This window comes from Stutzerimonas stutzeri KOS6 (assembly GCF_000307775.2).
In the GTDB taxonomy this organism is placed as follows: Bacteria; Pseudomonadota; Gammaproteobacteria; order Pseudomonadales; family Pseudomonadaceae; genus Stutzerimonas; species Stutzerimonas stutzeri_B.
The window spans coordinates 204,482-214,940 of sequence record NZ_KK020677.1; the positions used below are offsets into that span (position 1 = coordinate 204,482).

The following is a 10,459-nucleotide window of genomic DNA, read 5'->3' on the forward strand; positions in this document are numbered from 1 at the left end:
GCTCTGTGCGCGAATCGCGGGCCAGGCTGATCCCAAGGTAATCGCTGCGTCGGTGCTTTGTTGGTGGGCTGAAGCCCACCCTACGGAACCGATGGCGTTCAGGTAGGCACGGAGATTCATTGCAGGAGCGCGCCCTGCGCGCGAATCGCGGGCCAGGCTGATCCCAAGGTAATCGCTGCGTCGGTGCTCTGTTGGTGGGCTGAAGCCGACCCTACGGAACCGGTGGCGTTCAGGTAGGCACGGAGAATCATTGTAGGAGCGCGCCCTGCGCGCGAATCGCGTGCCTGGCTGATCCCAAGGTAATCGCTGCGTCGGTGCCCTGTTGGTGGGCTGAAGCCCACCCTACAGAACTGCCTCCGTGCAACACGAAACGGGGACATTGTCTTCTCGAATAGCTGATGGTTGAGCCTCGGCAAACCGAAACGCCGGGAGGTGGCGGAAAGTTTTGTCGAGCGGTGGCGGATTCGTTCGCCTCTGTCTGTTAAATTGCGCCCTCTTCCGCCGCCTGCTGGCGCGGCTTCCATCCGTTTGATCGAGAGGTGTCTGGTGGCGAAGAAAACCACCTCACTCGCCAGCCTGGGCGGGCTGGTCTATTCCACCGAATCGGGACGTCATTGCCCCGATTGCGGCAAGCCGGTCGATGCGTGTACCTGCAGGCAGACGGCCATTCCCGAAGGCGACGGCATCGCCCGGGTACGCCGTGAAAGCAAGGGGCGGGGCGGCAAGACCGTGACCACCATCAGCGGCGTTGCACTGCCGGAAAGCGAACTCAAGGAGCTGGCCAGCGCGCTGAAGCGCCGCTGTGGTACCGGCGGGGCACTGAAGGACGGTGTCATCGAGATTCAGGGCGATCATGTCACGCTGCTGATCGACGAGTTGAGCAAGCGTGGTTTCAAGGCAAAGAAGTCCGGTGGCTGAGAACCCTTGCCGCGCCGGCTGCCAGTTTCGCCATTTCCGCATATCGGCTGTCGAAGCCGCATAGCCTTCGCCGGGCTGCTTCAGCCCGCTGCGAACCAGTCAATTTTTCCGGGAGGCCTCGATGCCTGTAAGACGCACACGTAAAGACGACGGTAGCCAGTGGACAGCTGCCGATAGCCGCAGCATCTACGGCATTCGCCACTGGGGCGCGGGGTATTTCGCGATCAATGACCAGGGCAGCGTCGAAGTCAGGCCGCAAGGCCCGAACGGCGAGCCGATCGAGTTCAGCGGGCTGATCGAGCAACTGCGCGAAGCGGGACTTTCGTTGCCGTTGCTGGTGCGCTTCCCTGGCATCCTGCAGGACCGTGTGCGGCGTCTGACCGGTGCGTTCGATGCGAATATCGAGCGCATGGAGTACGCCGGCAAGTACACCGCGCTGTATCCGATCAAGGTGAATCAGCAGGAAGCGGTGGTGGAGAACATCATCGCCACGCAGAACGTTTCCATCGGCCTTGAGGCCGGCTCCAAGCCGGAGCTGATGGCCGTGCTGGCGCTGGCGCCGAAGGGCGGCACCATCGTCTGCAATGGCTACAAGGACCGCGAGTTCATCCGTCTGGCACTGATGGGCCAGAAGCTCGGCCATAACGTGTTCATCGTCATCGAGAAGGAGTCCGAGGTCGGGCTGGTGATCGAGGAAGCCAACGAGCTCAAGCTGACCCCGCAGGTCGGCCTGCGCGTGCGATTGTCGTCCCTGGCGTCGTCGAAGTGGGCCGATACCGGTGGCGAGCGCTCCAAGTTCGGCCTGTCCGCGGCGCAGCTGCTTTCGGTGATCGAGCGTTTCCGCGCGGTGGGCATGGATCAGGGCATTCGCCTGCTGCACTTCCACATGGGCTCGCAGATCGCCAATCTGGCTGACTACCGCCAGGGCTTTCGCGAGGCGATCCGCTATTACGCCGAGCTGCGTGCGCTGGGGCTGCCGGTGGACTACATCGACGTCGGCGGTGGCCTGGGGGTCGACTACGACGGCACGCATTCGCGCAATGCCAGCTCGATCAATTACGACATGGACGAATACGCCGGTACCGTGGTCGGCATGCTCAAGGAGTTCTGCGACCGTCAGGAACTGCCGCATCCGCACATCTTTTCCGAGAGCGGCCGGGCGATGACCGCGCACCATGCCGTGCTGGTCATGCAGGTCACCGACATCGAACGGCACAACGACGAGGTGCCGCAGATCGACAACTACGACGAACTGCCGGAGATCGTCCAGTCGCTGGTCGACCTGCTCGGGCCGACCGACCCGGAGATGGTCACCGAAACCTACTGGCGCGCTACCCACTACATGAGCGAGTCCGGCGCGCAGTACGCGTCGGGCAAGCTGAGCCTGGCGCAGAAGGCGCTGGCAGAGCAGAGCTACTTCGCCATCTGCCGACGCCTGTACAACCAGCTCAAGGCCCGTCAGCGCTCGCATCGCGCGGTGCTCGACGAACTCAACGACAAGCTGGCGGACAAGTACATCTGCAACTTCTCGGTATTCCAGAGCCTGCCGGATACCTGGGCCATCGACCAGATCCTGCCGATCGTCCCGCTGCAGCGACTGAGCGAGGAGCCGGTGCGTCGTGCCGTGCTGCAGGACCTGACCTGTGACTCGGATGGCAAGATCAAGCACTACGTCGACGAGCAGAGCATCGAGAGCAGCATGCCGGTGCATGAGGTCGCGCCGGGTGAGGAGTACTTCCTTGGCGTGTTCCTGGTGGGCGCCTATCAGGAAATCCTCGGCGACATGCACAACCTGTTCGGCGATACCGATTCGGTGAACGTCTATCAGCGCGAGGATGGCAGCTATTACCACGCCGGCATCGAGACCCATGACACCATCGAGGACATGCTGCGCTACGTGCACCTGTCACCCGAGGAGCTGATGACCTACTACCGGGACAAGGTTGCCGGCGCCAGGCTGACCGCCAAGGAGCGCACCCAGTACATCGATGCGTTACGCCTGGGGCTGACGCGATCGTCCTATCTGACGCCTTGAGGGGATGAGCGATGTGCCGGGCTGTGCGCGGTCAGCCCGGCATGACACCGAAGCCACGCGCCATGAGCACCGCCAGCATGGGGATCAGCAGGAGCAGAAACAGTTCCAGGCGAATGCTCAGCCTGACCCATCTGGCGCAGCTGCCCGACACCACCGGCGTCTGGCCTGCCGCCAGGGCCGGGCGCCAGCGAAGGAAGGTCAGGGTCGGGTAGATGGACAGGACCGCGACCACCACGAACAGGCCGACCTTGGCGTGGAACAGACTGTTCTTCAGGTAATAGTCCAGGCCCTTGCCATAGAAGATCGCCCGTGCGCTACCGCTCGCCAGTACCGCCGCCGCGGTGATGCCGAAGGCGATATCGATGCGAAAAAGACTGCGTGCCCGCTCCAGCGTCAGTGGCTGGCGAAACAGCTGATGCTCCAGCAGAAGCAGTGCGAAGAGCACGAATATCGCCAGAAAGTGCAGGTAGGCGGCGACGGCATAGGCCATGTGTTCAGGTTCCTTCGACAGGGTGTCCGACGGCAGGCCCGGTCATGGTAAACCAGGCGCCGCGGCGTTGCAGGCGCCAGGCGACAGTACCCAGGCAGAGGCCGCGCATCAGCATGAAACTCAGGAAGGCCAGCCACAGTCCATGGTTGCCCAGCCCCTGCAGCAACCAGCCCAGTGGCAGGCTCAGCACCACCGCCAAGAGCATGCTGTCGCGCATTTCGCGCGCGCGGGTGGCGCCGATGAACAGGCCATCGAGCAGGTAGCTCCAGACCGTCACCAGCGGCAGCACCGCCAGATAGGGCAGGTAGGTCAGCGCGGTCTGGCGAACATCGGGGATGTCGGTCTGTAACTGGATGAACAACTGGCCGGCACAGAGAAAGAACAGGCCGAAGATTAAGCTGGCCATCAGCGACCAGCCGCCAGCGACGACCATCACCCGCTGCAGCGCCTTGCGATCGCGGGCACCGATGGCGTGCCCGCTCAGCGCTTCCACGGCGTGAGCCAGTCCATCGAGCGCATGGGCGGTCAGCAGCAGGCCGTTGAGCAACAGCGCATTGGCTGCAACCGTCGCGTCACCCAGTCGTGTGCCCTGCACCGTGACCAGGAAGAACACCAGCTGCAGCGCCAGCGAGCGCAGGAAGATGTCGCGATTGACCGCCAGCAACGGCCGCCAGCTTGCCCACCGACGCAACGCGCCGGCGTCGAGTCGGCCCGGATAGCGGGCCAGCGCATTGCGGGTGAGCGCCAGGCCGAGCAGCGCGCCGCTCCATTCGGCAATCACCGAGGCGCGGGCAGCGCCGGCAACGCCCCAGTCGAGGCCGAGGACGAACCAAAGGTCCAGCACGACATTGATGAGGTTGGTCGTCAGCAGGATGGCCAGCGGCGCACGAGCGTTCTGCGTACCGAGAAACCAGCCGATCAGTGCATAGCTGGCCAATGCCGCGGGCAGGCCGAAAAGGCGTGTCTGGAAATAGTCGCGGGTCAGTTCGTCCAGTTCGGCCGAGGGCTGCATGAACTGCAGGGCAATGCCTTTCAACGGGACGCCCAGTGCACCGAGCAACAGGGCGAAGCCCAGTGCCAGCAAGAGGCCCTGCAACAGGATCTGACGCAGCGCTCCACCATCGTCGCGGCCGGCGGCTTGTGCCGTGAAGCCCGTGGTGCCCATGCGCAGGAAACCCATCACCCAGACCAGCAGCGTGTAGAGGCTGCCGCCAACGGCCACCGCGCCCAACTGATGTGCGTGCGGCAGATGGCCGATCACGCTGCTGTCCACCAGGGCGACCAGCGGAACGGACAGGTTCGACAGGATCATCGGCGCAGCCAGCGCCCAGACGCGCTTGTGGGTCGGGGCGTGCTGCCAGGCGGTCAACAGCCGTGACATGAAGGTCTCCAGAGCAGCCGGACATGATACGTCGCGCTCAGGGGCGCGGCCAGCGCTGGAGCGTAAGGCGAGAGGTGGCTGACCGGGCGATGTGCTTCGTGCGAATCGATCGGCCCGCTATGCGGTGTGCTGCGTGTCCCGGGTCACTGAATCAGCCAGCTCAGCAGCCATAGGCCGAAAAACAGCCAGACCAGGCCGCCGATGATCGATCCGCGAAAGAATGCGCGGATCGCGGCGACCAGCAACAGCAACCCGATCACCAGCGCGACCAGGCTCAGTAGCGAACGGTCCATGCCGAGGGTGCGTGAAAGGCCCTCGAGAAAATTGTGCCCGGCGCGGGCGAACAGGCCGAAGAAGTCGCCCAGTCCCTCGACGATGAAGCGAATGACCGTACCGATCGCCTGACCCAGCCATTCGAAGAATCCCTCTACCCGCATGTATCACTCTCCCAAACCAGTCGAATGCAAGGCGCAAGCCCGGCCCTGCATATTGGGCTGCCGCACAGGCCCTAGAGTTCCATGTGTGGGCCGTAGGCGGGAACCAAGCGTGGCAAACGCGGGTCGGTATGTCGCTTCGTGACCCTCGCTGCATCCCCCGGAGTCCGCCGTCATTCAATTGCAACATGCGCCGGGCAGCCTGCCCAGTACTACCTGAACGAGTAAACGACGATGCGAGCCCTCGCCATAGCGCACCTAGGGCGGATAGCGACGCTGCGCCCACTCACCTGGGTCTACGCCTTCGTGCTGTTCGGCCTGCTTTATCTCGCCGCCACGCTTCATCTCGACGAGCGAGTGTTCTATTCACTGAAGACCGCCTGGCATGAAGCGAGCTGGGAGCGGCGCAGCCTGTGGCTGCCTGAGTACCGTGTGAAGATCGATGCGCTGCCCGTCGCGACGGTGACGAACAACCTTTCCGGGCTGACCTACGATGATCGACGCGATCATCTATGGGCGGTGCTCAATAACCCGGAAGAGCTGCTGGCGCTGGGCCGCGACGGCGCCTTGATCGCGCGTTACCCGTTGCAGGGCTTCGAGGATGTCGAAGGGGTGACCTATCTCGGCGATGACCTGTTGGTCCTGACCGAAGAACGCAAGCAATCACTGGTGGTGGTGCAGGTGCCCAGTGCTGCCGGGCCGCTGCTGCGTGCCGAGGCGCTCTCCCTCACCCTGGCCTTGAATGATGCGGACAATACCGGCTTCGAGGGCGTGGGATACGACCGGGCCGGGGACCGGCTGTTCGTGGTCAAGGAGCATTCGCCGCGCAAGCTCTACGAGATACGCGGTATCAAGCGTAGCCTGGCGGGTGACATGGCAATCACCATCATCGACCGCGAGGCATGGATCGAGAGGCTCGACATGGCCAGCGACCTGGCCTCGGTGCATTTCGACGAGCAAACCGGCCATCTGCTGTTGCTCAGTGACGAGGCGAAGATGATGCTGGAACTCGATGCCGAGGGCGAGTTGGTCAGCTTCCGCTCGCTATGGAGCGGTTTCGCCGGGCTCGAGCGCAGTGTGCCGCAGGCCGAGGGCATGACCTTCGATGCCGGGGGCAATCTCTATCTGGTCAGCGAACCCAATCTGTTCTACGCCTTCGAACACGAGTGAGCCGGCCTCTTCGCGCTAGCCGCGCTGGATCAGCCATACACCGGCGAAGATCAGCAGCAGGCCGGCCACCTTCCCCAGGCTGATGGGCGACTGACGAAAACCGGCCCAGCCGAAGTGATCCAGCAGCAGCGCGACGAACAATTGTCCGGCCAGCAGCAGTGCCATGAACAGCAGCGCGCCGGTGCGTGGTGCGGCAAAGGCGGCAGTGGCGATGAAGAACGCGCCGAGCAGGCCGCTGGTCCAGTGCCACCAGTTCAGGCTTCTGAGCGTCTGCAGTGCCGGCATGTCCCGTTGAATCAGCACGATGGCGCACAGTGCAAGCGTCCCCACTGCGAACGAAAGCAATGCCGCGCTCATGACGTTGCCGAGTTGACGTGCCACCTGACCGTTGATTCCGGCCTGCAGCGGCAACATCGCACCGGCGATGAACGGCAGGGTGAGTAACCACCAGGCAACGGCAGGCATTTCGAATCTCCAGCATCAGGGGCGCGACAGTATGGCGATCCCCGGAACGGCTCGCCAGCCTGTTGGGCGACCGGCCAGGCTGGATCAGCGAGGCGGGTATTGCGAGAGCACCCTGCTCACCATTTCCCGGGCCGCTTCGGCGCGTTCGGCAGGCGAGGCCTGCGGGCTGCGCAGCACCTGCTCGGCGCTGCCCCGCCAGACCAGCTTGCCGTCGGCTGCGTCATACAGGTCGATCTGCAGCGTGCCGACCTGATAGTCGACGGTGCGGGTATCGGTGAACATCGGCCCGCCCCAATAGCCGTACCAGGGGTTGCCCCACGCGCCGGACGTGGTGGTGTACTGCTGGGTGCGCTGGTCGACGATGTACCAGGCCTGCACCCGGACATCCGTTGCAGCTCCTTCGGCGGCAGGGCGCAGGCCGCGTTGGTCGAGCTGTGCGGCGATGGCGTCGCGGATGCGCTGCTCGGTCAGGTCGCTGTGTATACGCGGGTCGTCTGGCCGATACTGCAGCGCCGGCTCCTTCCAGCTCCAGTTGCGGTAAGCGGAGAAGTCTCTGGCTGGATCGAAATCGCGTTGCAACTGCAGGTTCTGGCAAGCCGCCAGGGCAAGGATGAGGGCAATCGGCAACAATCGGCGGAGCATGGTCGTTCTCCTGCGGTGGAATCTGCTCAGTCTAGGCCCGGCGCACGTTTTTGGCCCGTGCTCACTGGCTGCGCTCAGCGAGGTGGGTAGGCTTCGAGTGCGCGCTCTACCGCCTGGCGCACGGCTTCCTCCTGGCTGGAGCGGCTGTCGCTGCTGCGTGCCTCGGCGCGTGTGCTCCATACGGCCTGGCCGGAGGCCGCGTCGAACATCTCGATACGCACCGTAACCACTTCCTCTTCATAACTGCGCACGATTGGAACCCGTGTGCCGATGCCGTAGCCCGTTCCATACCCTCCACCGTAGCGCCCGGCACCGATCCCCGGGCCATAGTCGTCATAGGTATGCCGCAGCCGTGTCTCCATCCGGGCGATGGCGTTGATCTGCACGTCGCCCTTGGCGCCCTGCGCCGCGGGGCGCAAGCCGCGCTGGTCGAGCGCGCCGGAAACCATTTCCTGCAGCGCTTCGCCGCTGATCGAGGCGGTGCCGGCCGGCGGGTTGCGCCAGCTCCAGCTCTGGTAGGCGGAAAAATCACGAGGTGCGGCCGGGTAGGTGGGTGACTGGATCTGTTCCACCGGCGGCGCGGGCGGGATCGGCGCGGCGTCGCCGGTGTAGGGGTTGCTGCCCTGGCAGGCGGCAAGGCTCAGACAGAGCAGTGGCAGTGCGATGCGGATCGACATCGGTGACCTCCGGTCGGCGCTCAGCGGGGCCGACACAACCAGTGCAGGTAGCGCCCGAGACCGGCGAAGGCGGGATGGCGACGGTAGGCCAGTTCCATCTCGACGAGGTCGGCCGGCTCGGTGCGGGCCTGGAAATCGGCGGGCATGTAGTCATGGAATACGCGCACGCCACTGCTTGCTTCGACCTGCCAGTGCGGCGCGAGTTGCGCGGCCAGCTCGCGCGGGTCGAGCGGCTGTTGCGGCGTCAGGCTCTGGCGCTCGCCGGCGTAGGTCTGGCTGCGCAGCTTCTTGAAATGACCCTTGAGCAGGTTGCGGTAGATCAGTGCGTCGCGGTTGTAGAAGGCCAGCGACAGCCAGCCGTCGGCTGATGTCAGGCGATGCAGCACCGGCAGGATCGCCTGGGGCTCGGCCAGCCATTCCAGCACCGCGTGGCAGATGACCAGATCGAAGCGGCCCTCGACCTGGTTTTCGACTGTCTGCCAGGGCGCCTGAATGAAGGCTGCCTGCTGGCCGGCTGCGGCAAACTGCTTGCGAGCGCCTTCTAGCATCGGCTCTGCCGGTTCTGCCAGGGTCACATCATGGCCCTGCTGCGCCAGCCACAGACTCATATGGCCGAGGCCGGCGCCGATGTCCAGCACCCGCAACGGACGCTGCGGCAGGATTTCCGCGAGGTCGGCCTGCAGCACGGCAAGGCGGATCGCACCCTTGGCGCCGCCATAGATCTTCTCGGCGAAGCGCGTCGCCAGCTCGTCGAAATGGCGGTCGCTCATCGGGCGAACCGCCGCTCGTTGTCGGCCAGCTTGGCCAGCAGTGCCTGCTCCATGTCGATGCCCAGCTCGCTGCACATCAGCAGCAGGTACATGAGGATGTCGCCGACCTCCTGGCCGGCGTGCTCGAGCTTGTCGGCCGGCAGTCGGCGCGACTCGTCCTCGGTCTGCCACTGGAAGATTTCCACCAGCTCGGCCATTTCCACGCTGGCGGCCATGGCGAGGTTCTTCGGGCTGTGGAAGCGCTGCCAGTCGTTGCGATCGCGGATCGCATGCAGGCGTTGGGTGATCTGTTCGATGTTCATTTCAGGATGCGCGCTCGTTCGAAGGCCGCTAGCTTCCGTCAGCCAGTCATGGCCCGCAAGGGTTGATCAGGGGCGGCGAATCTTGAGCTTGCGTTCGATTGCCTGCACGCCAGGACGGTAGTCGCCCTGCTCGATGGCGCGGATCGCCTGCTCCAGCGCCCGTTCGGCGATCTGCGCGTGCTGCTGGGAAATCGCGTTGACCCGGATCGGCAGGAAATCCAGCAGCTGTGCATCGCCGAACGTGGCCAATCGCAGCCGGTCGGGCCACAGCAGGTCACGTTCGCGCAGCGCGTCGAAGACGCCTTCGAGCAATACATAGGCGGTGGTGATCAGCGCGTCAGGCAGTGGGCCTTGGCCGAGCAGGGCGAGCATCCGTTCACGGCCGCAGGTGCGACTGAATTGCTCCGCCTGCAAAACGCTGATCCGGCCCCGGTGCCGCGCAAGCGCCTGCCGGAAGCCAGCCTCGCGCTCCTGGCTGATGCGCAAAGCGGGGCGCGCACTGATCAGTGCGATATGCGCATCGGGCGGTACCTCAAGCGAGTGGGTCAGCTGGGCTGCGGCTTCGCGGTCAGCGCTGACCACCGAACAGAACTGCCCGGCATCCAGCGCCCGGTCGAGGGCGATCACCGGCGTCCCGCTCGCCTGGATCTCGCGGTAGCTGGCGTCATCGGCCGGCAGGCAACTGGCGACGAGCAGGGCATCGCAACGGCGCGAGCGCAGCACCCGGATGACCTGGCGCTCGGTCTCCGGCTCGTCGTCGGAACCTGCTATCAGCAACTGGTAACCGCGCTGGCGGGCACGCTGCTCGAGCAACTTGGCCAGGCGCGCATAGCTGGGGTTTTCCAGATCCGGAACGATGAGTCCGAGGGTGCGCGACTGCCCGCGTCGCAGGCCGGCCGCCTGCTGGTCGAGATGAAAGCCCTGCTGTTCGGCCACGGCCATCACCCGCTCGACCGTGGCCTGGCTGATCCGCCGCTGCGCGGCCTTGCCGTTGAGGACGTAGCTGGCGGTGGTCACCGAAACGTTGGCGAGGCGGGCGATGTCGGTCAGTTTCAACAGAGGGTCCTGAGACGGGCGGCGTGAACTCGGGCTTCTAGAATTACCCAATATTGCGTAATGTGCCAGCCTTAGGTGAAACGTTTCAGCAGTGTTTCGGTCTGAAGCGCCAGCCGAGG

At 64.7% G+C, this 10,459-nt stretch carries 12 protein-coding genes; 3 read left to right on the forward strand and 9 right to left on the reverse strand.

What is annotated here, in order from left to right:
• Positions 1–546: 546 nt before the first annotated feature.
• Together B597_RS41435 and speA are read left to right on the forward strand one after the other, a co-directional pair.
• Positions 547–918, forward strand: a complete 372-nt coding sequence (locus B597_RS41435; protein ID WP_003292385.1) for a translation initiation factor Sui1 — start codon at positions 547–549, stop codon at positions 916–918.
• A 121-nt stretch (positions 919–1,039) separates the two neighbouring features.
• Positions 1,040–2,953, forward strand: coding sequence for an arginine decarboxylase (gene speA / locus B597_RS41440; protein ID WP_003292386.1), 1,914 nt, complete (start codon positions 1,040–1,042; stop codon positions 2,951–2,953).
• A gap of 31 nt (positions 2,954–2,984) precedes the next feature.
• On the opposite strand, the gene B597_RS41445 is transcribed toward speA, so the two are convergent.
• From B597_RS41445 to B597_RS41455, 3 genes are all read right to left on the reverse strand, one after another.
• Positions 2,985–3,443, reverse strand: a complete 459-nt coding sequence (locus B597_RS41445; RefSeq protein WP_003292387.1) for a DUF2214 family protein — start codon at positions 3,441–3,443, stop codon at positions 2,985–2,987.
• A gap of 4 nt (positions 3,444–3,447) precedes the next feature.
• On the reverse strand, positions 3,448–4,824 hold the full coding sequence (locus B597_RS41450; RefSeq protein WP_003292388.1) for an MATE family efflux transporter: 1,377 nt from the start codon (positions 4,822–4,824) through the stop codon (positions 3,448–3,450).
• Positions 4,825–4,967: 143 nt separating this feature from the next.
• A complete protein-coding gene (locus tag B597_RS41455) occupies positions 4,968–5,261 on the reverse strand; it encodes a hypothetical protein (RefSeq protein ID WP_003292390.1) in 294 nt (97 codons plus the stop codon).
• Positions 5,262–5,492: 231 nt separating this feature from the next.
• Between B597_RS41455 and B597_RS41460 the strand changes: the two genes are divergently transcribed.
• Entirely contained in the window at positions 5,493–6,428 is a 936-nt protein-coding gene (locus tag B597_RS41460) for an SdiA-regulated domain-containing protein (protein ID WP_003292392.1), read from the forward strand.
• Positions 6,429–6,443: 15 nt separating this feature from the next.
• Here the strand turns inward: B597_RS41460 and B597_RS41465 are convergent, their stop codons facing one another.
• From B597_RS41465 to cra, 6 genes are all read right to left on the reverse strand, one after another.
• Positions 6,444–6,893 carry a DMT family transporter gene (locus B597_RS41465; RefSeq protein ID WP_003292393.1) on the reverse strand — a complete coding sequence of 150 codons (450 nt, stop codon included), beginning with the start codon at positions 6,891–6,893 and terminating at the stop codon, positions 6,444–6,446.
• Between the two features lie 84 nt (positions 6,894–6,977).
• Positions 6,978–7,535: a DUF4136 domain-containing protein gene (locus B597_RS41470; protein WP_003292394.1), complete on the reverse strand. Its 558-nt coding sequence runs from the start codon at positions 7,533–7,535 to the stop codon at positions 6,978–6,980.
• 74 nt (positions 7,536–7,609) lie between these two features.
• Positions 7,610–8,212, reverse strand: coding sequence for a DUF4136 domain-containing protein (locus B597_RS41475; RefSeq protein ID WP_003292395.1), 603 nt, complete (start codon positions 8,210–8,212; stop codon positions 7,610–7,612).
• A gap of 20 nt (positions 8,213–8,232) precedes the next feature.
• Entirely contained in the window at positions 8,233–8,982 is a 750-nt protein-coding gene (locus B597_RS41480) for a methyltransferase domain-containing protein (RefSeq protein ID WP_003292397.1), read from the reverse strand.
• Positions 8,979–9,284, reverse strand: a complete 306-nt coding sequence (locus B597_RS41485; protein ID WP_003292398.1) for a nucleotide pyrophosphohydrolase — start codon at positions 9,282–9,284, stop codon at positions 8,979–8,981. Before B597_RS41485 ends, B597_RS41480 begins: the two co-directional genes overlap by 4 nt.
• Positions 9,285–9,350: 66 nt before the next feature.
• Positions 9,351–10,340, reverse strand: coding sequence for a catabolite repressor/activator (gene cra / locus B597_RS41490; protein ID WP_003292399.1), 990 nt, complete (start codon positions 10,338–10,340; stop codon positions 9,351–9,353).
• Positions 10,341–10,459: the final 119 nt, after the last annotated feature.

What these genes read in the sequence shown, in the direction of transcription:
- speA (WP_003292386.1), top strand. Translation starts at nt 1,040, where the DNA reads ATGCCTGTAAGACGCACACGTAAAGACGACGGTAGCCAGTGGACAGCT.
- B597_RS41445 (WP_003292387.1), bottom strand. Translation starts at nt 3,443, where the DNA reads ATGGCCTATGCCGTCGCCGCCTACCTGCACTTTCTGGCGATATTCGTG.
- B597_RS41450 (WP_003292388.1), bottom strand. Translation starts at nt 4,824, where the DNA reads ATGTCACGGCTGTTGACCGCCTGGCAGCACGCCCCGACCCACAAGCGC.
- B597_RS41455 (WP_003292390.1), bottom strand. Translation starts at nt 5,261, where the DNA reads ATGCGGGTAGAGGGATTCTTCGAATGGCTGGGTCAGGCGATCGGTACG.
- B597_RS41460 (WP_003292392.1), top strand. Translation starts at nt 5,493, where the DNA reads ATGCGAGCCCTCGCCATAGCGCACCTAGGGCGGATAGCGACGCTGCGC.
- B597_RS41465 (WP_003292393.1), bottom strand. Translation starts at nt 6,893, where the DNA reads ATGCCTGCCGTTGCCTGGTGGTTACTCACCCTGCCGTTCATCGCCGGT.
- B597_RS41470 (WP_003292394.1), bottom strand. Translation starts at nt 7,535, where the DNA reads ATGCTCCGCCGATTGTTGCCGATTGCCCTCATCCTTGCCCTGGCGGCT.
- B597_RS41475 (WP_003292395.1), bottom strand. Translation starts at nt 8,212, where the DNA reads ATGTCGATCCGCATCGCACTGCCACTGCTCTGTCTGAGCCTTGCCGCC.
- B597_RS41480 (WP_003292397.1), bottom strand. Translation starts at nt 8,982, where the DNA reads ATGAGCGACCGCCATTTCGACGAGCTGGCGACGCGCTTCGCCGAGAAG.
- B597_RS41485 (WP_003292398.1), bottom strand. Translation starts at nt 9,284, where the DNA reads ATGAACATCGAACAGATCACCCAACGCCTGCATGCGATCCGCGATCGC.